Below are 19,275 nucleotides of genomic sequence, written 5' to 3'. Positions count from 1 at the left end.
AATCGGAAATGACCAGTCAGTCGAGCATCGAAGCGGCAATGGCCGTCGGTGCGTCTTCGCGGCTTTCGGCAAGCGCCTCGAACTCGTTGATGGCGTCGATCTCGGTGCCCATTGCAATGTTGGTCACCCGCTCGAGCATCACCTCGATCACCACCGGCACGCTGAACTCGGCCATCAGCTTCTCGGCTTGCTTGATTGCCGGCGTCATCTCTTCCTGCTTGTAGACGCGGATCGCCTTGCAGCCGAGGCCTTCGACCACCTTGAGATGGTCGACGCCGTAGCTGCGCTCGACGCCGCTGTCTTCTCCGGCATTGATGTTGTCGAAGCCCAGTTGCACGCAATAGTCCATCTCGAAGCCGCGCTGCGCCTGGCGGATCAATCCGAGGTAGGAGTTGTTGACCACGATGTGGATGTAAGGCAGCTTGAACTGCGCACCCACGGCGAGTTCTTCGATCATGAACTGGAAGTCGTAGTCGCCCGAGAGCGCAACGATCTTGCGGGCGGGGTCTGCCGCACGCACGCCCAGGGCGGCCGGAATGGTCCAGCCCAAGGGGCCGGCCTGGCCGCAGTTGATCCAGTGGCGCGGGTTGTAGACGTGCAGGAACTGCGCCGCCGCGATCTGCGAAAGGCCGATCGTGCTGACATAGCAGGTGTCGTGGCTGAAGTTGTTGTTCATGCACTGGTACACGCGCTGCGGCTTCATCGGCACATCCGCGAAGTTGGTCTTGCGCAGCATGGTCTTCTTGCGATCACGGCAGTCGCTGGCCCATTCGCCGCGGTCGGGCAGGCGGCCCTTGGCTTTCATTTCCTCGGCGACCTGCACGAAGAGTTCGAGCGCCGCCTTCGCGTCCGACACGATGCCGAAGTCGGGCGTGAACACGCGGCCGATCTGCGTGGGCTCGATGTCGACGTGAACGAAGGTGCGGCCCTTGGTGTAGACCTCGACCGAGCCCGTGTGGCGATTGGCCCAGCGGTTGCCGATGCCGAGCACGAAATCGCTGGCGAGCATCGTCGCGTTGCCATAGCGGTGGCTCGTCTGAAGGCCGCACATGCCCGCCATGAGCGGATGGTCGTCCGGGAGCACGCCCCAGCCCATGAGCGTGGGGATCACCGGAACGCCGGTGGCTTCGGCGAAACGTACCAGCAGTTCGCTCGCATCGGCGTTGATGATGCCGCCGCCCGCGACGATCAGCGGACGCTCTGCCGCATTCAGCATCGCAATCGCCTTCTCGATCTGGGCGCGCGTGGCAGCCGGCTTGTAGGGCTGCAACGGCGTATAGGCCTCGATGTCGAATTCGATCTGCGCCATCTGCACGTCGAAAGGCAGGTCGATGAGCACCGGGCCGGGTCGGCCCGAGCGCATCAGGTGAAAGGCCTGCTGGAAGACCTGCGGCACCTGGCCGGGCTCGCGCACCGTGACCGACCATTTGGTCACCGGCTTGGAGATCGATTCGATGTCCACCGCCTGGAAGTCTTCCTTGTAGAGCCGCGCGCGCGGCGCTTGGCCCGTGATGCAGAGGATCGGGATCGAATCTGCCCACGCCGAGTAGAGGCCGGTGATCATGTCCGTGCCCGCCGGGCCGGAAGTGCCGATGCACACGCCGATGTTGCCGGCTACGGCGCGCGTATAGCCCTCCGCCATGTGCGAGGCACCCTCGACGTGGCGCGCCAGGATGTGCGCGATGCTGCCTTGCCTGCGCAGGGCCGAATACAGCGGGTTGATGGCGGCGCCGGGCACGCCGAAGGCTTGCGTCACGCCTTCTTTTTCCATCACGAGCACGGCGGCTTGGGCCGCGGTCATCTTTGTCATGTCTGTTCTCCTTGGGTGCTTGCACTTTAGGAATTCGAGGCATCCGGCAGAAGACGGCAGGGGGCCATAAAACCTATTCCAAGGCGGAATAACTGGCTACGATCCGCGAATGGACAGACTGCTTGCAATGGAGATGTTCGTGCGCGTGGTGGAGACCGGAAGCTTCTCCAAGGCGGCGCGCGAGTTCAATACGACCCAGCCGACCGTGACAAAGCAGATCGCGGCGACCGAGACCCGGCTGAAGGCGCGCTTGCTCAACCGCAATACGCGCGGCGTGAGCCTCACCGAGACCGGCGCGCTGTACTACGAGAAGTGCAAGGCGATCGTGCGCGACGCCGAGGAAGCGGAAAGCGTCGTCAAGTTGCGGCAGTCGCAGGCGCAAGGATTGCTGCGGATCGGCACTTCGACGGCCTTTGGTCGCCGCGTGATGGTGCCGCTTGCGCTCGAATTCATGGCGCGCCATCCGCAGGTGCAAGTCGATCTGAGCTTCGAGGACCGCTACGTCGACCTGGTTGCGCAGGGCATCGATGTGGCGATCCGCATGGGCAAGCTCGCCGATTCGTCCCTGGGTGCGCGGTTCCTCGGCATGAATCCATGGGTGATGGTCGCGGCGCCGGACTATCTGAAGGAGCACGGAATGCCGAAGAAGGCGCAGGACCTGAGCGCCCACGTGGCGTTGATCTACAGCAGTGTGGTGGGCGACGATGTCTGGCACCTGCACACGCCGAGGGGCGAGCCGGTCACGGTGCCAGTGTCAGGCCGGTTGCGCTCGAACAATGTGTCGGCAGTGCTGGCCGCCGCGCGTGCGGGGCTGGGCATCGCGCTGATGCCGCGTTATGTGGCGAGCGACTCACTTGCCACGGGGCACGTTGTCGAAGTGCTCGCCGACCACGCCTTGGCCGAGCAGGAAATCCACGCGGTGTTTCCCTCGCCCAAGCTCGTGCCGGGGAAGGTGTCGAGCTTTGTGGCTTTCCTGCAGGGGCGTTTTGGGGAGAGGTGGTGGACCAGCGGCTGACGCAATGCAGTGCGTCGATGCGTCCGTGCATCAATGCGCCTGCGACGCGACCGGCAGATCTGGCAAGACATTCAGAATGCGCAACGTCTGCTGCACCACCTGGCTGAACACCGGCGCGGCGACCAGCCCGCCGAAGTACTTGCCCGCGCTGGGCTCGTCGATCATCACCGCGACGATGACGCGCGGCTTGTCGATAGGCGACATGCCGGTGTACCAGGCGCGGTACTTGTTGCTGGCGTAGCCCTTGCCCACCTGTTTGTGGGCGGTGCCGGTCTTGCCGCCGACCGAATAGCCTTCGGTCTGCGCGAGTGGCGCGGTGCCTCCGGGCGCGGCGGCCATGTGCATCATCTTGCGCACCTGGCTTGCAACCAGTGATGAGAACACCGGCACGCCGACCGGCGGTTCGTCGGACTTGAGCATCGTGATCGGAATGACCTTGCCGCCATTGGCGAACGCCGTGTAGGCATGGGCGATCTGAAAGAGCGAGGCTGACAACCCGTAGCCATACGACATCGTGGCCTGCTCGATCGGGCGCCACGACTTGTAAGGCCGCAGGCGCCCGGTCACTGCGCCGGGGAATACCGTTTGCGGCTTTTGCCCGAATCCGAGCGAGGTGAACGAATCCCACATTTCCTTGGGCGTCATGCGCTGCGAAATCTTGGTCGCACCGACGTTGCTGGATTTCTGGATCACGCCTTCGACTGTCAGGACGCCGAAGTTCTCGTCGTCGTGGATGGTCGCGCCAGACACGGTGATCCGGCCCGGATTGGTGTCGATGATCGTCTGCGGCGTGACGCGGCCGAGTTGCAGCGCCGTGGCGACGGTGATGGGCTTCATCGTCGACCCGGGTTCGAACACGTCGGTCATCGCGCGATTGCGCAGCTGCTCGCCGTTGAGGCTGTGCCGGTCGTTGGGGTCGAAGCTCGGATAGTTGGCCATCGCGAGCAGTTCACCCGTGTTGGCGTCGACCACGACGGCGCTGCCTGCCCTGGCCTTGTTCGCGATCACGGCATCGCGCAGCTTTTCGTAGGCGACCGCCTGGATCCGGTCGTCCAGGCTGAGCTGAATGTCATGGCCTTCGATGGGCGGCACCTGTTCGCCGACGTCCTCGACCACTGCGCCGAGGCGGTTCTTGATCACGCGGCGCGAGCCGGACTTGCCGGCCAGTTGCTTGTCGAAGGCGAGTTCAACGCCTTCCTGGCCGACATCCTCGATATTGGTAAAGCCCGCCACATGCGCCGCAGCTTCGCCTTCGGGGTATTGGCGCTTGTACTCCCGCCGCTGGTAGATGCCTTTGATGTCGAGCCCTGCGATCTGCTTGGCGACGGTGTCGTCCACTTGGCGCTTGAGCCAGACGAAGCTCTTGTCGTCCGCGTTCAGCTTGCGCGTGAGTTCGGCCAGTGGAATGCCGAGCAGCTCGGCCAGTTTCCTCATCTTCGGCTGCGTGGCTGGATCGGCGGGGTCGACGTCTTCGGGAATCGCCCAGATGCTGGGCGCCGGAATGTCGGACGCCAGGATGACTCCGTTGCGGTCCAGAATGCGGCCGCGATTGGCGGGCAGTTCAAGCGTCCGGGCGAAGCGCACTTCACCCTGGTGCTGGAAGAACTCGTTGCCGATCACTTCCACGTAGAACGCGCGCGCGGCCAGTACGAGAAAGCCGAAAGCGATCGCRGCCACGATCAGTTTGCTGCGCCAGACGGGGGTTTTGCTCGCGAGGAGGGGACTGGTTGCGTATTGGACGCTGCGCCCGGTTCGATTCATTGACGGTGGATTCCGATGGGTGCCGATGGGTTCTGACGTTGCGCGCGAAATGCTCAGGGCTTCAGGGGAGGCCCGTTCTCATCGTCCTCTTCGCTCTTCGACGACGCGAAAAGATCCCACGCCGCCATGAACAGCGCCGCAATCACGGGTCCGATCACGAAGCCGTTGATGCCAAAGATCGAAAGGCCGCCGATGGTGGACATCAGCACGATGTAGTCGGGCATCTGAGTGTCCTTGCCCACGAGCACCGGTCGCAGGATGTTGTCGACCAGGCCGATCACGAAGACGCCGATGAAGATCAATCCCAATGCCTTGGCAATCGCTCCGACGGCGAGAAAGTAGATGGCGACCGGCGCCCAGATCAGCGCGGCGCCGACCGCCGGCAGCAAAGAAAGGAAGGCCATCAGCGCGCCCCAGAGCAAGGCGCCCTGCACGCCCAGGAACGAAAAAGCGACACCGCCGATGAGGCCCTGGGCTGCGGCGACGGCGACGTTGCCCTTGATCGTTGCGCGGATGACCGTCGTGAATTTGTTGAGCAGATAGTGCGTGTGGGGCTTTGCAAGCGGCAGCGAGCCGCGCACGGTCTTCGACAGGTCGCTGCCGTCGCGCAGCATGAAGAAGAGCAGATAGAGCATCAGGCCGAAGCTCACGACGAATTCGAAGGTGTTCTGTCCGACGGCGAGCGCGTTCGTCGCGATCGTCTGGCTCCCCTTCATGGCGGAATCGGAAATGCGGCTGAAGAGGCCTTCGACGTTGTTCAGGCCGAAGCGGTCGAGAAGGTCGAGCGCCCAGCGCGGCAATGCGCCCACCACCTGCTGGAAATAGCTGCTGAACTTGATGTCGCCGGAGCGGACCTTGACCGAGACGATCGACACCTCCTGCACAAGCGACGCCGTGACGGCCGCGAGCGGAATGATGACGATGACCATCGCCATCAACAGCGTGGTGAGCGCCGCGAGATTGCGCCGGCCGTGCATTTTCTTGACGAGCCGCTTGTAGACGGGCGTGAAGAGAATCGCCAGGGCGATGCTCCACATGACGGCACCGGCGAAGGGGAGGAGGATCCAGCCGAAGGCAATCGTGACGATCGCCAGCAGGAAGAGAAAGGTGCCGCGCTGGAGGTCTGGGGTGTTCATAGGCGGTGGCCAAGTCTACCCCCAGGCTGCGCGCACTTCGTGTCGCTTCGCCCACCCCCTACCGGGGGCAACACCGGCGGCCCGGCGAAGCCGGTTCCGCGGTGTTCTCCGGATTTCGTGTTCTAGCGGGAGGGGCGGGGGAGGGCTATGGGGGCCAGGGTGGCGCGGAGGCGCTCGTCGGCGGAGGGGTCGGCGGGGGTTTCGACTTGCAGGGCTTCTTCTACGTTGCCGATGTGGTCGAGCATCAGTTGCCGGGCAAGCGAGGTGTCGCCGGCTTCGAGGGCGGCGACGATGGCTGCGTGTTCGGCGCACGATTGGGCGGCTTCGTGCTTTGACTGGAAGAGGGTCGCGGCCAGGGTGGTGCGGGCGGTGAGATCGCGCAGCACGTCGCAGAGCAGGCGGTGGCCCATCTGGTCGGCCAGGCAGACGTGGAAGTCGGCGAGGAGGAAGGCGCGGGTGGCGGCGTCGGCACCGGCGATGGCGCGCTTTTCGTCGGCAATGTGCTCGCGCAGTTTGCGAATGACTTTCGACAGAGGGCGGCCCGCTTCGCCGAGGATGCCGGATTCGACGATACGGCGTGCGGCAAAGGCGTCTCGCGCCTCTTCGGCGGAGGGTTCGACGACAAACCACCCTCTGCGCGATTGGACCTCCACGAAACCCCGCGCCTGCAACTGCATCAGCGCCTCGCGCACCATGGTGCGGCTGACGCCGAAGTTTTCCGCCAGCGCCTGCTCGCCGAGACGATCGCCGGGCGCGAGCTTTTGCGCGAGGATGGCTTCGACGACGCGCTCGGCGATCGTGGTGGGTGTGACGTCGGCCATTTTTGTTCAGTGTGCCGGCTGGACGATGCCGGGCGCTTCGGGAGATTGGGGCACGAGCGGTTCGGCCAGCGGCTCGTCCTCGAGCGAGTGCGTGCCGTTGAGCACCGCATGGGCGCGCTCGCGGTCGATGTCTCCTTCCCACGCGGCAATCGCCACGGTCGCGACGCAGTTGCCCACCAGATTGCCGAGCGCGCGTGCGATCCCCATGAACCAGTCGACCGACAGCACCAGCACCAGTCCGATGGCGGGAATCGCCGGAATCGCGTGCAACGTGGCCGCCAGCACGACGATCGCGGAACCCGGCACGCCGTGCGCGCCCTTGGACGTGACCAGCGCAATCGCGAGGATCGTCAGCAGGTCGGACATCGAAATCGGCGTGTTGGTCGCTTGCGCAATGAAGACTGCGGCCAGCGTGATGTAGATCGAGAAGGCGTCGAGATTGAACGAATAGCCGGTCGGGATCACCAGGCCGACGGTCGAGTCGCGAATGCCCATGTTGCGCAGCTTGGCCATGATCTGCGGCAGCACGCTGTCTGACGAGGTGGTCGCGAAGACGATGGTGAGTTCTTCACGCAGGTAGCGCAGCAGCTTGAGGAGGCTGAACCCCGACAGGCGCATCACGGTCCCGAGCACGACGAAGACGAAGATCAGCACCGAGGCGTAGAACAGCGCGACCAGCATGCCGAGCTGCTTGAGCGAGCCGATGCCGTACTGCCCGACCGTGAAGGCTATAGCGCCCAGCACGCCCAGCGGCGCCAGCTTGATGATGATGCCCATGATCTTGAACAACACCAGCGAGAGGGCATCGACCACGGCAGAGACCGGCCTGCCGCGTTCGCCGAGCAGCGAAAGCGCGCAGCCGAAGAGCACCGCGAAGAGCAGCACCTGGAGCACGTCGCCCGTCGCGAAGGCGTTGACCACCGTTGTCGGGATCAGCTTCATGATGAACTCGACCGTGCCGCCGCTGGTGAGCTTGTCGGCTGTGGAGGTGTAGGCGCTCATGGCCGCGGCGTCGAGCTTGGACGGGTCGACATTCATGCCGACGCCCGGCTTGAATACGAAGGCCAGCAGCAGCCCCAGCCCGAGCGCGATGGTCGTCAGCACTTCAAAGTAGACGAGCGCCTTGACGCCGACGCGTCCCACGCGCTTCAGGTCGCCCGCACCGGAGATGCCGTGCACCACGACACAGAACACCAGCACGGGGATGATCATCTTGATCAGCTTGATGAAGCCGTCGCCCAAGGGCTTGAGCTTGACGGCGAAGTCGGGAAAGAAGAGTCCGGCCACGACGCCGAGTACCAGCGCAATGACGACCTGACCGAAGAGGGATTTGGCGAAGCGGGGCATGGAAGGTCTCCCAGGGTGGGTAGGTTTGCATGCAAGGCGTCCGCTGTCTTGCATACAAGCAATGTAGGCAAGATTTGAGATTTTGGTTTGCGGGTATTCCCGGGTCCTGCAGCTGCTTCAAACCGGTTGTTCTAGGTAAATAAATGCGTAAACAAGCCAATAGATGCGCAAACAGCCTCCTAGGGACGGAAGGGCATATTCGCCAGCTTCATGGCGTGCAGGGGAGGGGCGGCGGGGTGTCGCGTGCTGCAAACGGACCGCCTGAAGCCACCCTCTGGAGCGGAAACGAACAGCCGCTTCGGAGCAAGCTGTACAGCCGTTCAGGGCCCTGAACAGACGTTCGCCTGAGCCACAAGCGGAAGTTGCCCGCTCTGTGCCAGTCACTCGTGAACGTTGTTGTGCGATCCCCAACCCCAGCTCAGGCAGGAAAGGATGTCGCCTTCAAGACGTCCGCGAACACGCTGTATTGCGTACGGAAGGCCCGCGGGCTGTAGTCTTGGTAGTAGCCCGCCGTGACGACGACTACCAAATCGAGTTCGGGGACGATGCGGATCGCCTGGCCACCCCGGCCGAGCGCACCGATCCAACCTACGGTGCGCCCATGCGCTGCCGAGCGGCCAGTCCACCACAGATAGCCATAGCCCTGGTCATCCGTCGCTTGAACCAGGGGCGCGGTCGAACCATCGATCCACGCTTTGGACACGATCTGGCGACCATTCCACCGCCCGCCATCGAGGACGAGCTGCCCGATCCGGGCCATGTCGCGCGGGCGCAGGCGCAGCCCGCCGCCGGCGTCGGTGTCGCGGCCGAAGCGGTCCCACTGCTCGCCCGCGATGCCGAGTGGTGCAAGGAGGGTCGCCCGTGCGAATTCATCGAGTGGCTGCCCGGTCGCCTTGTGCATGATCGCCGAGACGAGGGCCAGCGCCCCGGTGCTGTAGAAGAACTGCTGCCCGGGCGGGGCGACGGCCGGGCGGCTGAGCACGTAGCGGCAGGCATCACCCGAAAGGTACATGCGCATCTCGTCGTTGGCGGTGCCGGTCGCCGGTGTCGCTTCGATCCATTGGAGACCCATCGTCATGCCGAGCGCATGGCGCAGGAGGAGGCTATCCCTCTCCGGCGTGCGCATGTCTGCCAACTCTGGAAAGAAACCGAGGATCGGCTCGTCGACGCCGTGTATCAGGCCCCGGTCGATCGCGATGCCGACGGCCAGCGACGCGACGCTCTTCGAGACTGATTTCTGCGCGTGGAGCATGTAGGCGTCGAAAGCGACGTTCGCGACGCGGGTGCCAAAAAAGCTGAGCGGGACTTCGTCCTTGCCCGCGAAGTAGCGCTCGAACACCAGGCTACCGCGATGAACGACGAGGACGGAATGGATGTTGGCGCCCGATGCCACGAGCTGGTCCGTCATCGTCCGCAAGGCACCGCTATCGACCAGCCTGTCGCCATCGGCGGCCGGCACCGCCCAGCCGTCGTCGCGGGTCTGCTGCGTTGCGCAACCCGATACGGAGGCGGCGGACCCGGCGAGTGGCCCCAGTACCGTGCCTCCGAGGAGCGAGGTGAACCTGCGTCGTCTCAAGGTCTTTCCCTGGCTGCGTTCACGAATGTCGGCTATTGGCCGGATTCTGCCTCAGCGCTGAGTGACTGCTTCTGGCCGCATTCTGCCTGTCGCTACGGCCGGCAAGCGGCGTAGATGAAGCAGTCACGGGGCTGAGCTGAGATGTTCGGATGGACCGTGTGGCGGGCGAGCCGCCCCTCCAATAGAAAGCCGCTTTTCTCCAACGCCCGGGCGGACGGGCGGTTGTCGACATCGCAGGTCGCTTCAACGCGAAACACCGCTGGCAGATGAAGCGCCAGGGCTGTAAGCGCCTGAATGGCTTCAACCATCAAGCCTTGGCCCCAGTGCTGGCGTGCGAGCACATACCCAATATTGACAATTTGGGCGCTTGGACGAGCTTCGAGCATGCCGATGAGTTCGCCGCTCGACTTCAGGGTGATGATGTACGGGTAAGCCGAGCCGGCGTTCCACTGAGCAACGCAGCCAGTGATGAAATCGCAGGTGGCCTCCAACGAGGCATGCGGTTGCCAAACCATGTACCGCGCGACGTCCGCATCTTGGGTGTACGAGGCGAACATTCCCTCAGCGTCTGAGAGTTTCGGAGCGCGCAGCGCGAGGCGCGGGGTCTCAATGAAGCCGGGAAATGCCGGGGAGGTCTGGTCCATGAGAGGTTACGTCGGAAGGTCTGGTTGTTGACGACTGCCGTCCATCATGGGAGTAACGCTTCATGCACCGTCGAGCGTCGGGGCATGACACGCGACGCACAGCTTGTTCCCGTCCGGGTCGCGAAAGTACGCGCCGTAGTAGTTGTCGTGGTACTGCGGGCGAAGGCCTGGCGGCTCCTCACAGGTTCCGCCATGGTCCAAGGCGGTTTGGTAGGACGCTCGGACGGCCTCCCTGGAGGACCATTTGCCCGTTTCCAGGGTGGTGCAACTGTCCGTCGTAGGGCTTGCAGATAACGAAGAAGGGGCGCGCCCCGTCGGTGCTGTGCCAGCCGGCCCATGGCTTCTCGCGGACCCGCTAACGGCGTCAGCCAGCAAGGCGCGCTGCAAGCTGCCGGGCGGTTCGCGCGCTGGCGCCCTTGCCGGTAATCGCCAGCGCCGGGGGGTTGGCCAGCATCCGCTCGAAGACCGCCCGCACTTCTTCCGCTCCGATGTCGTCGATCACCGCAATCGCTTCGCTCATCGGCGTCACGGTCCCGCTGGCAAAGAGCTCTTCGACGGCATGCTCCATCGTTGCGTAGGTCCGCTCCTCTGCGCGCACGCGGGACACGGTCAACTGATTCTTCGCCCGCTCCAGGTGCACCGGATCGACGGTGGTGGCCTGCGCACGCAGCAGGCCGCCCGTCGCCGTCATCAGCGCATCCAGCTTGTCCGGGGTACTGACCGCATGCACCACGAAGTTGGCCCAGACGTCCCCGCTGTCCATTGTGGAATGCGCCGTGTAGGCCAGGCCGAGCTGTTCACGGACTGTGTCAACCAGGGGCGCCGACATCCCGCCTCCAAACAGGTTGGCCGCAAGCGTTGCCGCAAGGCGCCAGCGCTGCTGCGACATCTCCTCCTGCAGCGCGGGCGCCAGCGGATAGGCAATGTTCAGGAACACCTGCGACACCTGCGTGAAGCGCCGGGCCATGGCATGACCGATGTACTTCGCGGGCACCGGCTGCCGCGACACGAGTAGGTCGGCCGACGGGGGCATCGCTGCAAAGAGTTCCCCTGCGACCGCGACCCAGGCTTCGACGTCGAAATTCCCGGCCGCAGCGACGACGGTCTTTTCCGCGACGTAGTGGGACTGCACGTGGCGGATCAGGTCGTGCCTTGTAAAGCTTTCAATGTTGCCGATGGTGCCGATCACAGGCATGCCCATTGGGTCATCGCCCCAGATCGCGCGGTCGAGCAACTCGTTGGAGCAATCCTGTGGATCCTCCTCGTACTCGATGGCCTCCTGGCGAATCACTTCCAGCTCGCGCTGCAGTTCACTCTCGGGAAATGTGCTGTTCAAAACGATGTCTGCCGTCATGCGCAGCAGCTGCTCCGCGTGCCGTCCCAGGCCGGTCATGAAGTAGCCGGTGGTGTCCTTGCCAGTGAACGCGTTGACATCTGCTCCGAGCCGCTCCGCATCCAGGTTGATGGCCTGAACGGAGCGGGTGGTGGTCCCCTTGAACGCCATGTGCTCCAGGACGTGCCCGATGCCGTTGGTGACCTGCGTCTCGTCCCGGGAGCCGACACGCAGGAACACACCCACACTCGCGCTCTGCACGTGGGGAATGTGAGTGGCGAGCAGCCTCACCCCGTTTGGAAGCGTGTGGAGGACCGTGGTGGTGCGCTCCGCGTTCAGCCGGACCATGGCTCAGCGGCCTTCCGGCTGCTGCAGCCTGATGCCGATGCCGTAGAGCGCGAGCAGGCCCAGCGCGTGCCCGATGGCCACGCCGGGCTCACCCGCTTCAATGCGGCCGATGGTTTGGACATGCACACCAAGGCGCGCGGCCGCGGCTGCCTGGCCCTCGCCGGCCGCCGATCGGGCCAGCCTTGCCGCTGCCCCCAATTCCCGGATTGCATGCAAGGCGTCGTCGCCGATGTCTGCCGATATGCGCTTTCCTTTGGCCATCGGTGCATTGTCGCTGCGCCTTGTCGTGTTTCGTCATTCGAACCTGACCAGGTCCTTGAAGATCAGCCGACCCCAGGTGTTCCCGCGCGCCTGCACAAGCAATCCACCTTCAGATAGTCCGCCAAGGTTGATCGGCGCGAAACCGAGATTCGCCGCCAGCGCACCAACCTCCGTCGCTGCATCGTCATCGTCGCTTGCCAGGAACACGACGCGCCTGCCACCGTGTGCCGCCGGTTCTTGGCCAAGGGCGGCAGCGGCCAAGTGGTTGAAGCCTTTGACCAGTCTTCCACCGCTGAAGGCCTGCGCGACGGCCTTGGATGAAGGTTGTCCTTGCAGGTCCTCCGGAGACACGCCATAGGCATTGGTCACATCGATGATGATCTTCCCTTTCCATGTCGGCAGTGCCTTTGCGACATCTCGGTGCGAGTCGAAACGAACGGCCAAAAAGAGGATGTCCGCCTTGACTGCTTCGGCCAGCGTCTTGGGAATGACTTCGGGACCGATCGCGGCCGCGTCGGCTGCAAAGCTCTTTGGATCGCGCGTCGTTGCAACAGATACTTCGAGCCCGTTGCGGGCAAATGCCTTGGCCAGAGCCTGGCCAATACTGCCGAAACCAATGATTGCGTAGCTCATTCTTGCTTCCTTTGGTCAGAGTTGCGCCAAGCCACCGTCGACGGCGACCTCGCTGGCGGTCATGAAGCTGCTGTCCGACGAGGCGAGGAAGGCGGCCACCGCTCCGATTTCTGCCGGATCGGCCATGCGTTGAAGCGGAGTCATCGCAGCGAAGGCCTTCTGGCCCTCCTCACCCAGCGCTTCCTTCGCGAGGTCGGTCGCCGTCGCTCCGGGCGAGAGCACATTGACTCGGATGCCGCTGCCCTTCAAATCCTCTGCCCAGGTCCGCGCGAGGTTGCGCACTGCCGCCTTGCTCGCGCTGTAGGCACTCATCCCCGCAGCGCCCGTGGTGCCGGCGCTCGATCCGGTCAGGATGATCGACGCGCCCTGGCTCATCAGCGGCAACGCCTTCTGAACTGTGAAGATCGCACCTTTCACGTTGGTGTCGAAGGTCTCGTCGATGTGCTCGGAGGTGATCTTTCCGAGCGCGAGCTGGCTTCCCGCCCCGGCATTGGCGAAGACGATGTCGAGGGTTCCGCGCTCTGCCTTCACAGCCGCGTAGAGTCTGTCGAGGTCTGCCAAATCGGACACCGAGCCCTTTACCGAGCGGGCATTGGGGCCGAGAACGGCCACAGCGGCGTCGAGCGCTTCCTGCCGACGGCCGAAGATGAAAACGAAGGCGCCTTCATCGATAAAGCGCTTTGCCGCGGCGCGGCCGATGCCGGTCGCGCCACCGGTGATCACGGCCGTCTTTCCATTCAGTCTGGTCATGTGATGAATCCTTGCTTGTACATGGCCGAATCTTGAAACGGGCGCTCGGATCTGAGAAGCCGGTATATTGAGATGCAACCCATCTGGCTCAAAGATGGAAGGAGCATTCATGTTGGACGGCGTGTCTCTCGATCAACTTCGAACTTTCGTGGCCGCCGTGGATGAGGGGAGCTTCTCGGCTGCTGCGCGGCGACTCCATCGCGTGCAGTCCGCAGTCAGCAGTTGGGTCGGAAGTCTGGAGGCCCAGATCGGCGTCAAGCTCTTCGATCGGTCGGGCCGCTATCCGAAGCTCACACCCGAAGGCGTCATCCTGTTGGCGGACGCTCGCACGGTTGTTTCGGGAGTCGAAACGCTCAAGGCTCGCGCCAGGCTGTTGTCGGCTGGGCTCGAGGCCGAACTCTCGGTTGTGGTCGATGTGTTCTTCCCGACTGCCGTCTTCAGTGCTGCGGCGAAAGCGTTTGCGAGCCAGTTCCCGCTGACGCCGCTGCGCGTGTTCGTGGAAGGGCTCGGAGCCGGCTATGAACCGGTGATCGATGGTCGCTGCGGCTTGGGCATCCTGGCGCCGCTGTCCCTCGAATTTCCTTCGCTCGTCAGCGAAAGCATCGGTCCGCTGTCCCTGGTGACGGTCGCCGCGCCCGGCCACCCGCTGGCGCGTCTCAAACACCGCATTCCGAAAGCGGTGCTGGCCGATCAGGTGCAACTGGTGCTCACGGACCGCTCCGAACTGAGCGCGGGCCGCGACTATGGGGTGAAGTCGGCTTCGACGTGGCGCCTTGCAGACCTCTCGACAAAGCACGCGTTTCTGCGCGATGGTGTCGGGTGGGGCAACATGCCGCTGCACATGGTGAGCGGCGACCTTGCAGACGGCACGCTGGTGTCAATCGATGTCGAAGACATGCTGCCGAAGGGCTACTCGATGACGATCGCTGCGTTTCACCGGGCATCGCAGCCGCTCGGACCCGCAGCCCGGTGGCTGATCGATGACCTCAAAGTACGCTACGCCGAAGAAGGGCATTCGCAGCCAACCGGCCGGTAAGCCATATCAGTTCGACGAGTGAATAGAGATCCAACTCCTCGACCTCACCTCGACCTCAATGTGTCATGCACTCCAAAGCCCGTATGGAGAGGGCGGTGCGCCCGACTTTCAGGGCCACGACCGGCTTGCCCGCGGCACGCATCGCGGCCACGGCAGCGGCGAGGCGCTCCGGATGGCGAATAGCTTCCAGGAACAGGCATGCCATGCGCGTGTTCGGATCGGCAGCGAACCATATGCGTTCTCAATGCGAGAACGCTTCAGCCGGCGCGGGCTCGCAGCACCTGCTTCGCGAAGTCGATGAAGGCGCGCAGCTTGGGCTGCTGCTGGCTGCGCATCGGAAAGTACAGGTGCAAGCCCGGCCCGCTGATGCAATACGCCGACAGCACGGCGCGCAGGCGCTTGGATTCGATCTCTGGCGCCGCCACCAGGTCGGCCGTGTAGACGAGGCCGGCGCCGGCCTTGGCCAACGCAATCATCGTCAGGTGATCGTTGACGATGATGCCGCCCGCGACGTCGACCGATAGCGGCCGCCCCTTGTTCTGGAACTGCCAACGGTAGACCATCTTGGCGGTCGGAAATCGATAGCCGATGCACTGGTGCTGAAACAGGTCTTCGGGTTTCCTGGGCACGCCGTGTTGCGCCAGGTAGGCCGGTGTGCCGAGCACGCGCCAGCGAAAGCCCGGCAGCACGGGCAGCGCCACCAGATCGAGTGCGATGCGCGGCACCGAAAGGCGCAACACGCCGCTGGGCCGCTGGCGCAGCGCATCGATATCGCCCAGCGCCTCGACGATCTCGCCGGTGGCCGAGCGCAGGCGCCGGTGCAGCTGTGCACCGGCCTCGGTGAGTGCCACGCTGCGTGTGGTGCGCAGGAACAGAGGCATGCCCACTCGTACTTCGAGCACTCTCACGGCTTGGCTTACGGCCGCGGGCGACACGCGCAGTTGCGCAGCCGCAGAGCGAAAGCTGCCCTGGTCGGCCACGGCCATGAACTCGGTCAGGCCAGAGAAGACATCGATGCGTGCCATGTGAGCGCGTCGTCATCCGATGGCGCTATTGCTGGGGTGACGACGACACCCAAACCATCCGCGGCATCAATCTGATGCGGGTCCGCGGCGGGCAAATCGTCGAAGCGATGGGCTACGTCAAAGGGTAGGGGATTGGCACAGCCCTGTACCGGTTGGTCGGGCTGGAGTCTCTTCTGGTAGATAAGGATGGCAGCATCATCACTGACAACCACTTCACAGAGGACTCTCGAGATGACCATCACCATCACCGCCTTTGAACGGTCGCCCGACGGAGGCAGGGGGCTGGCACGCGACACGCGCGTCCGCTGGGCACTGGAAGAAGCCGGCCTGCCCTACGAGGTGCGCCTGGTGTCCTTTCGCTCGATGAAGGAGCCCGCGCATCTGGCGCTGCATCCCTTCGGGCAGATACCCACTTACGAGGAGGGCGACCTCGCGCTGTTTGAGACCGGCTCCATCGTGCTGCATATCGCCGAGCACCATCCCGGCTTGTTTCCCGCCGATGCCAATGCACGGGCGCGTGCCATCACGTGGATGTTCGCGGCGCTCAATACCGTCGAGCCTCCCATCCTCGAACTCGTCACAGCCAGGGTGGTGGAAGGCAGCAGGCCTTGGTCAGCCGAGCGGCTGCCCCTCGTGGAGGACCGCGTGCGCGCCCGTTCGAACCAGTTGGCCGTGCGCCTGGGCAATGGTGACTGGTTGGACGGCGATTTCAGCGCGGGCGACCTGCTGATGGTGTCGGTGCTGCTTCGGCTGAGACCGTCTGGCCTTCTGAACGAGTTTCCCAGCCTCGCCGCCTATGTCTCTCGCGGCGAAGCGCGGCCTGCTTACCAGCGGGCATTCGCAGCGCAGCTGGCAATCAACGCTGGCCCTCTCTGATCTAGGCAATCAGGCCTTTGGCCCGTACCGCCATGGTTCGGTGTTGACCCACGACGAAGTGGTCAATTTGAAGTGGAACCGGTCATTCGTCCGTCCGCTTAGAGGCTCGCGATAAGCCGCGTGGCCACTTGCTCAGTCGGACCGCAGTGCAAGACGCGCCTTCACGGCCTCCACCAGCGGATCGATCGACGAAGGCGGGAAGGGCGAGACGCTGCTGACGTTGACCTCGCAGAGCACGAAGCGTTCGGGATGACCGTCGGCCGGCTCGCCCAACATGAAGTCGCAGTCCCACAGCATCGGCAACTGCGCGCGCGTCAAGCCGAGGCGTTGTTGCAGTTGCGCTATCCATTGCGTTTCGAGCAGACGCTTCAGCGTCTGGAATTGCGGCAGATCGGCGCTGTGATAGTGACGTGGCCCGGGCGTGGGCGCCTCTTCGCCCGCACGTGCCGGGTACAGGGCATTGATGGCCTGGTGGCCGAACCCGGTCACGCGGTCCTCGACCATGTAGGCGCGCACGATGCTGTCGACCAGACGCGGTTGCCAAGCCTGGTCGATCATGTGACCGCCGTTGACAGGTTCAAAATACGGCGCCATGCGCTGGAGCAATATCGGCAGCTCGATGCGCTCTTCCTCGCTGCCGCGTTGCGCATGCCGCACGCGCAGCAGCGGCGAGTCTTCGATACCCTCGACCCGCCACACGCCGATGCCGCTATGCCCTCGATATTGCTTGAGCACGCGCGCTCCGTGGCGCAGGCGATCGGGCAGCCCGGCTGCAAGCTCGTCGAGGGTGTCGACGCGGACCGCATCGCTGCCGAAGGGCAGGTCACGTACGTCAACCAGCACATCTTTTGTGCCCAGGCGCAGGATGGTGTCGGGATGAGTACTGACGAAGACGCCTGCCTGCGCTGCTTCACGCAACACAGCGTCGAGCCGGTCGCGGCGGCGGCCGCCCTCGACCGGATTGCACCAGACGAGCACGGCGTCGACGCGCCGCAGCTGCGCGGCAACCTCATCGGCAAATTCGTCGTGATAGACAGCCGGTTCCGCAGCCACGCCGGCCCTCGCGAAGGCTGCGTACACGGCCGCGAAGCGGCTTTCGGCCGGATCGCTGCGCTCGCGTATCGGGCGATCGCCTGGGTAGAGCAAGGCCACAGATGGCGGGCGAGTAGTTGGCATGATGTTCATCCGCGCGGCTTCAGCCATCTGATAGGAGTGCTCGGCCGACCACGCCACGGGCCGGCCTTTGTGAAACTGCGAAGCTTGCTGAGACTCCGGGGCCGAGTCGTTCTGAGGCTATTCGATGCCCTTTCCCGTTGCTTCGTGCAGGTCGTAGTCGCGCAACATCACCGGCTCGACGGAACCGCCCGAGACGCGCCTGCGCACAGCCGCATCGATTTCCTGCGCGTGATGCTGGTAGGTCGCCAGCGGCTCGTCGTCACTGGCGGTCGGCCGATAGCAGTAATGCAGAGTCTCCTTGCCAATGCTCGCGCCCACCAGCGCGCCATCGATGGGAACCCAAAAGTGGACGGAGCCCGAGGCCTCATGAAAGAAAGGAGGGTACGACATGGGAGGTTCTGGGATTGCTTCTTCGGTCATCGATCCAGAGCGACGCTCTTGCTTCGATGGCATGGATGGCATCGCTGCCATGGGCGAATTGCCTGCACGAGATGATGTGGCACTGGCACGCGTCTTTGAAGTACAGCATCGCGCCTGCGGCCACCGTGCCGCCCAAGGAAACACTGCTGAGGTGGCTGCTTATCTCCCAGCCTTGATAAGAAAGGCGCGTCGAGTCGCGGTCGTATTCCATGGTGCCTTGCTTGAGCAGGGGCTGAGCCCGATGGTCCCTTCTACGCCACGCACGGCCGGTCGTCAGTTCGGTAGCGCACAGACACAATGCATCGGCCGGCGGCTTGGCCGCTCAAGTCGACGCCTATCCTCTGCTTTGATCTTCGAGTCGCGTCGCGGTTACTGTGCGGCACCGCACACAGGCAAGCAGCGACCCCTATACTGGCTTTGTCGGGTGCGCGAGGGGCGCCGCTCCGACTGATCCTAGGTGTCTTCTTTGCTGCGGAGTTTGCGCGATGCCCAAGTCCCCCGACCCGTTGAAGAACCATCTGCTTGCCGCGCTGGCGGACCCCGAGCGGGAGCGCTGGTTCCCAGAACTTGAGGCTGTCGACATGCCGTTGGGGCAGGTACTCTATGAATCGGGCAGAACGCTGAGTCACGTGTACTTTCCGACCACGTCGATCGTGTCGTTGCTGTACGTGATGGAGAACGGCGCCTCGGCCGAGATCGCGGTGGTGGGCAATGAGGGCATCGTCGGCATTTCGCTCTTCATGGGTGGCGAATCGACGCCCAGCCGTGCGGTGGTGCAGAGCGCCGGCCGGGGGTTCCGATTGCAGGCCGATCTCATGAAAGAGGAGTTCAACCGGGCAGGTCCTGTGCTGCACCTGCTGCTGCGCTACACCCAGGCATTGATTACGCAGATGGCCCAGACGGCTGTGTGCAACCGGCACCATTCGCTGGACCAGCAACTGTGTCGCTGGCTCTTGCTGAGCCTCGACCGCCTGCAGGGTAGCGAGCTCGTGATGACGCAGGAGTTGATTGCCAACATGCTCGGTGTTCGGCGCGAAGGCGTGACCGAGGGTGCGCTCAAGCTGCAGCAGGCCGGCCTGATCCGCTATGCGCGCGGCCACATCTCGGTGCTGGATCGCGCGGGGCTGGAGAAGCGCACCTGCGAGTGCTATGCGGTCGTCAAGTCCGAGTACGACCGGCTGCTTCCGGCCGACATTGCGACCTGAGCGTTCGTGCGTGAGCGAGGCGCTGCCGATCACTTGCCGCTGTGTGCGTTGGCAGACAGTCAGGGTGCGCGGCGGCGGGCAGACTATGGCGCCTTACCCTTC

20 protein-coding genes and 1 pseudogene are annotated in these 19,275 nt (G+C 64.1%); 4 read left to right on the top strand and 17 right to left on the bottom strand.

Annotated features, from left to right (window positions below; genetic code table 11):
- Nucleotides 1–16: 16 nt before the first annotated feature.
- Nucleotides 17–1,810 (bottom strand): glyoxylate carboligase, encoded by a 1,794-nt coding sequence (gene gcl / locus AC1DMA_RS18905; protein WP_478145171.1) that lies wholly within the window; start codon nt 1,808–1,810, stop codon nt 17–19.
- 109 nt (nt 1,811–1,919) lie between these two features.
- On the opposite strand from gcl, the gene AC1DMA_RS18900 reads away from it, so the two are divergent.
- The gene (locus AC1DMA_RS18900; protein WP_478125631.1) at nt 1,920–2,825 is read left to right on the top strand and encodes a LysR family transcriptional regulator; all 906 of its coding nucleotides are present in this window, start codon (nt 1,920–1,922) and stop codon (nt 2,823–2,825) included.
- A 30-nt stretch (nt 2,826–2,855) separates the two neighbouring features.
- Here the strand turns inward: AC1DMA_RS18900 and AC1DMA_RS18895 are convergent, their stop codons facing one another.
- From AC1DMA_RS18895 to AC1DMA_RS18845, 11 genes and pseudogenes are all read right to left on the bottom strand, one after another.
- Entirely contained in the window at nt 2,856–4,586 is a 1,731-nt protein-coding gene (locus AC1DMA_RS18895; protein WP_478145170.1) for a peptidoglycan D,D-transpeptidase FtsI family protein, read from the bottom strand.
- A gap of 53 nt (nt 4,587–4,639) precedes the next feature.
- A complete protein-coding gene (locus tag AC1DMA_RS18890) occupies nt 4,640–5,722 on the bottom strand; it encodes an AI-2E family transporter (RefSeq protein ID WP_478125633.1) in 1,083 nt (360 codons plus the stop codon).
- 122 nt (nt 5,723–5,844) lie between these two features.
- Nucleotides 5,845–6,543, bottom strand: a complete 699-nt coding sequence (locus AC1DMA_RS18885; RefSeq protein WP_478145169.1) for a GntR family transcriptional regulator — start codon at nt 6,541–6,543, stop codon at nt 5,845–5,847.
- A gap of 6 nt (nt 6,544–6,549) precedes the next feature.
- Nucleotides 6,550–7,890, bottom strand: coding sequence for a C4-dicarboxylate transporter DctA (locus tag AC1DMA_RS18880; protein ID WP_478145168.1), 1,341 nt, complete (start codon nt 7,888–7,890; stop codon nt 6,550–6,552).
- Nucleotides 7,891–8,308: 418 nt separating this feature from the next.
- Nucleotides 8,309–9,466 (bottom strand): serine hydrolase domain-containing protein, encoded by a 1,158-nt coding sequence (locus AC1DMA_RS18875; RefSeq protein WP_478145167.1) that lies wholly within the window; start codon nt 9,464–9,466, stop codon nt 8,309–8,311.
- Nucleotides 9,467–9,558: 92 nt separating this feature from the next.
- A complete protein-coding gene (locus AC1DMA_RS18870; protein ID WP_478125639.1) occupies nt 9,559–10,110 on the bottom strand; it encodes a GNAT family N-acetyltransferase in 552 nt (183 codons plus the stop codon).
- A 60-nt stretch (nt 10,111–10,170) separates the two neighbouring features.
- Nucleotides 10,171–10,456, bottom strand: a pseudogene (locus AC1DMA_RS18865) (VOC family protein); the annotation flags it as partial.
- Between the two features lie 18 nt (nt 10,457–10,474).
- Complete coding sequence (locus AC1DMA_RS18860) at nt 10,475–11,791, bottom strand: M16 family metallopeptidase (RefSeq protein WP_478145166.1); 1,317 nt, start codon at nt 11,789–11,791, stop codon at nt 10,475–10,477.
- Between the two features lie 3 nt (nt 11,792–11,794).
- Nucleotides 11,795–12,052, bottom strand: coding sequence for a helix-turn-helix domain-containing protein (locus tag AC1DMA_RS18855; protein ID WP_478145165.1), 258 nt, complete (start codon nt 12,050–12,052; stop codon nt 11,795–11,797).
- Between the two features lie 33 nt (nt 12,053–12,085).
- Nucleotides 12,086–12,685, bottom strand: coding sequence for an NADPH-dependent F420 reductase (locus AC1DMA_RS18850; protein WP_478145164.1), 600 nt, complete (start codon nt 12,683–12,685; stop codon nt 12,086–12,088).
- 15 nt (nt 12,686–12,700) lie between these two features.
- Entirely contained in the window at nt 12,701–13,435 is a 735-nt protein-coding gene (locus AC1DMA_RS18845) for an SDR family NAD(P)-dependent oxidoreductase (RefSeq protein ID WP_478145163.1), read from the bottom strand.
- Between the two features lie 109 nt (nt 13,436–13,544).
- Between AC1DMA_RS18845 and AC1DMA_RS18840 the strand changes: the two genes are divergently transcribed.
- Nucleotides 13,545–14,471, top strand: coding sequence for a LysR family transcriptional regulator (locus tag AC1DMA_RS18840; protein ID WP_478145162.1), 927 nt, complete (start codon nt 13,545–13,547; stop codon nt 14,469–14,471).
- 55 nt (nt 14,472–14,526) lie between these two features.
- On the opposite strand, the gene AC1DMA_RS18835 is transcribed toward AC1DMA_RS18840, so the two are convergent.
- Nucleotides 14,527–14,706, bottom strand: a complete 180-nt coding sequence (locus AC1DMA_RS18835) for a hypothetical protein (RefSeq protein WP_478125847.1) — start codon at nt 14,704–14,706, stop codon at nt 14,527–14,529.
- Between the two features lie 22 nt (nt 14,707–14,728).
- Nucleotides 14,729–15,496 (bottom strand): LysR family transcriptional regulator, encoded by a 768-nt coding sequence (locus tag AC1DMA_RS18830; RefSeq protein ID WP_478145161.1) that lies wholly within the window; start codon nt 15,494–15,496, stop codon nt 14,729–14,731.
- 231 nt (nt 15,497–15,727) lie between these two features.
- Here AC1DMA_RS18830 and AC1DMA_RS18825 point away from each other — a divergent pair, with 231 nt between their 5' ends.
- Nucleotides 15,728–16,372 carry a glutathione S-transferase family protein gene (locus AC1DMA_RS18825; RefSeq protein ID WP_478125646.1) on the top strand — a complete coding sequence of 215 codons (645 nt, stop codon included), beginning with the start codon at nt 15,728–15,730 and terminating at the stop codon, nt 16,370–16,372.
- 132 nt (nt 16,373–16,504) lie between these two features.
- Here AC1DMA_RS18825 and AC1DMA_RS18820 read toward each other — a convergent pair whose 3' ends face one another.
- The 3 genes from AC1DMA_RS18820 to AC1DMA_RS18810 form a co-directional block, all read right to left on the bottom strand.
- Nucleotides 16,505–17,548 (bottom strand): Cj0069 family protein, encoded by a 1,044-nt coding sequence (locus AC1DMA_RS18820; RefSeq protein ID WP_478145160.1) that lies wholly within the window; start codon nt 17,546–17,548, stop codon nt 16,505–16,507.
- A 117-nt stretch (nt 17,549–17,665) separates the two neighbouring features.
- Complete coding sequence (locus AC1DMA_RS18815) at nt 17,666–17,938, bottom strand: DUF1488 family protein (protein ID WP_478125648.1); 273 nt, start codon at nt 17,936–17,938, stop codon at nt 17,666–17,668.
- Nucleotides 17,913–18,179: a hypothetical protein gene (locus AC1DMA_RS18810; RefSeq protein WP_478125649.1), complete on the bottom strand. Its 267-nt coding sequence runs from the start codon at nt 18,177–18,179 to the stop codon at nt 17,913–17,915. The genes AC1DMA_RS18815 and AC1DMA_RS18810 overlap by 26 nt, the downstream gene beginning before the upstream one ends.
- Nucleotides 18,180–18,453: 274 nt before the next feature.
- Here AC1DMA_RS18810 and AC1DMA_RS18805 point away from each other — a divergent pair, with 274 nt between their 5' ends.
- The gene (locus tag AC1DMA_RS18805; protein ID WP_478125650.1) at nt 18,454–19,173 is read left to right on the top strand and encodes a Crp/Fnr family transcriptional regulator; all 720 of its coding nucleotides are present in this window, start codon (nt 18,454–18,456) and stop codon (nt 19,171–19,173) included.
- Nucleotides 19,174–19,275: the final 102 nt, after the last annotated feature.

This window comes from Variovorax sp. 05N34 (assembly GCF_056397405.1).
The sequence above is the reverse complement of the archived record's forward strand: the minus strand, read 5'-3'. Positions and strand labels throughout refer to the sequence as shown.

Coding starts and splice junctions, on each gene's coding strand:
- AC1DMA_RS18805 (WP_478125650.1), top strand. CDS start 18,454: ATGCCCAAGTCCCCCGACCCGTTGAAGAACCATCTGCTTGCCGCGCTG.
- AC1DMA_RS18880 (WP_478145168.1), bottom strand. CDS start 7,890: ATGCCCCGCTTCGCCAAATCCCTCTTCGGTCAGGTCGTCATTGCGCTG.
- AC1DMA_RS18815 (WP_478125648.1), bottom strand. CDS start 17,938: ATGTCGTACCCTCCTTTCTTTCATGAGGCCTCGGGCTCCGTCCACTTT.
- AC1DMA_RS18885 (WP_478145169.1), bottom strand. CDS start 6,543: ATGGCCGACGTCACACCCACCACGATCGCCGAGCGCGTCGTCGAAGCC.
- AC1DMA_RS18820 (WP_478145160.1), bottom strand. CDS start 17,548: ATGCCAACTACTCGCCCGCCATCTGTGGCCTTGCTCTACCCAGGCGAT.
- AC1DMA_RS18810 (WP_478125649.1), bottom strand. CDS start 18,179: ATGGAATACGACCGCGACTCGACGCGCCTTTCTTATCAAGGCTGGGAG.
- AC1DMA_RS18860 (WP_478145166.1), bottom strand. CDS start 11,791: ATGGTCCGGCTGAACGCGGAGCGCACCACCACGGTCCTCCACACGCTT.
- AC1DMA_RS18900 (WP_478125631.1), top strand. CDS start 1,920: ATGGACAGACTGCTTGCAATGGAGATGTTCGTGCGCGTGGTGGAGACC.
- AC1DMA_RS18890 (WP_478125633.1), bottom strand. CDS start 5,722: ATGAACACCCCAGACCTCCAGCGCGGCACCTTTCTCTTCCTGCTGGCG.
- AC1DMA_RS18870 (WP_478125639.1), bottom strand. CDS start 10,110: ATGGACCAGACCTCCCCGGCATTTCCCGGCTTCATTGAGACCCCGCGC.
- AC1DMA_RS18840 (WP_478145162.1), top strand. CDS start 13,545: ATGTTGGACGGCGTGTCTCTCGATCAACTTCGAACTTTCGTGGCCGCC.
- gcl (WP_478145171.1), bottom strand. CDS start 1,810: ATGACAAAGATGACCGCGGCCCAAGCCGCCGTGCTCGTGATGGAAAAA.
- AC1DMA_RS18855 (WP_478145165.1), bottom strand. CDS start 12,052: ATGGCCAAAGGAAAGCGCATATCGGCAGACATCGGCGACGACGCCTTG.
- AC1DMA_RS18845 (WP_478145163.1), bottom strand. CDS start 13,435: ATGACCAGACTGAATGGAAAGACGGCCGTGATCACCGGTGGCGCGACC.
- AC1DMA_RS18850 (WP_478145164.1), bottom strand. CDS start 12,685: ATGAGCTACGCAATCATTGGTTTCGGCAGTATTGGCCAGGCTCTGGCC.
- AC1DMA_RS18830 (WP_478145161.1), bottom strand. CDS start 15,496: ATGGCACGCATCGATGTCTTCTCTGGCCTGACCGAGTTCATGGCCGTG.
- AC1DMA_RS18825 (WP_478125646.1), top strand. CDS start 15,728: ATGACCATCACCATCACCGCCTTTGAACGGTCGCCCGACGGAGGCAGG.